The following is a 1,039-nucleotide window of genomic DNA, read 5'->3' as shown; positions in this document are numbered from 1 at the left end:
GGCGGATTCAAGCGGCAAGTGCAACAGTATAAAAACCAGCCATAACTTCACTCGGTGTATACCAACCTAGTGTTTTTCTAGGACGATGGTTGAGTGCAAATTCTATCTGCTCTATTTGTTCGTTTGACACGCCATCAAACGATGATGATTTTGGCAGATATTGACGGATTAAACCATTCGTATTTTCATTTCTAGCTCGCTGAATAGACTTGTAAGGATCAGCAAAATACGTCTCTATGCCAGCATCAGTAATTCTTTTGTGTTCGGAAAATTCTTTGCCATTATCAAATGTCACACTATAAGCATGGCTCATTTGTAAACGATCTAATGCACAAGTAATCGTTGGAGAGGATGCTCTTGTTGGCCCTAAATGAACAATATGTACATACAGGCTCTTTCGATCAACGAGAGTCAATAAAGCACCTTTATGATGTTTACCAATCACCGTGTCACCTTCGAAATCTCCTAAACGTTGTCGTTGATCAATGACCTGGTCTCGGCAGTGAATACTTGTTTTATCAATGATTTGACCCCTACGATCCGTGTTTTTGTAACCGCGTTTTCGATATTTCTTCTGATGCCTTAAATGTAGATGAAGTTTACCGCCTTTTGATTTATCTTGATAAATGTACTGGTAAATCCACTCATGTGAAGGTACATCCAGCCAACCGCGTTGTGTTAAAGCACCTGAAATTTGTTCGGGTGACCAGTCCAAACCAATCAAATAATCAATATAAGCGAAGGCAAATGCTGTCATTGATGATGAAGGACGGTACCGTCTTTGACTTGCAAATTTAGCTGCCTGTTGAGCTCTATATCCACGTTGCCCAGTATTTCTTTTTAATTCACGGTAGATGGTTGATCGTGAACGTCCTAATTCCCGAGCAAGGGTAGCGATTGAACTTTTACTTTTCAAAGTAGCATAAATTTCGTATCTTTCATCTTGAGAAAGTTGGGTGTATTTCTTCATTGTGTGCTTTCCAATTGCGAGTTGAAAAAGTCTAATGATTCTATGAATACACCTAACTTTTTCAACTAA

At 39.2% G+C, this 1,039-nt stretch carries 1 protein-coding gene; it reads right to left on the bottom strand.

The window, feature by feature from the left end; genetic code table 11:
- Window positions 1-7: 7 nt before the first annotated feature.
- Window positions 8-970, bottom strand: a complete 963-nt coding sequence (locus FTU19_RS16180) for an IS30-like element IS18 family transposase (protein ID WP_180070468.1) — start codon at window positions 968-970, stop codon at window positions 8-10.
- Window positions 971-1,039: the final 69 nt, after the last annotated feature.

Source organism: Acinetobacter sp. YH12072, from assembly GCF_013419565.1.
Classification (GTDB): Bacteria; Pseudomonadota; Gammaproteobacteria; order Pseudomonadales; family Moraxellaceae; genus Acinetobacter.
This window is presented reverse-complemented; position numbering and strand designations above follow the sequence as displayed.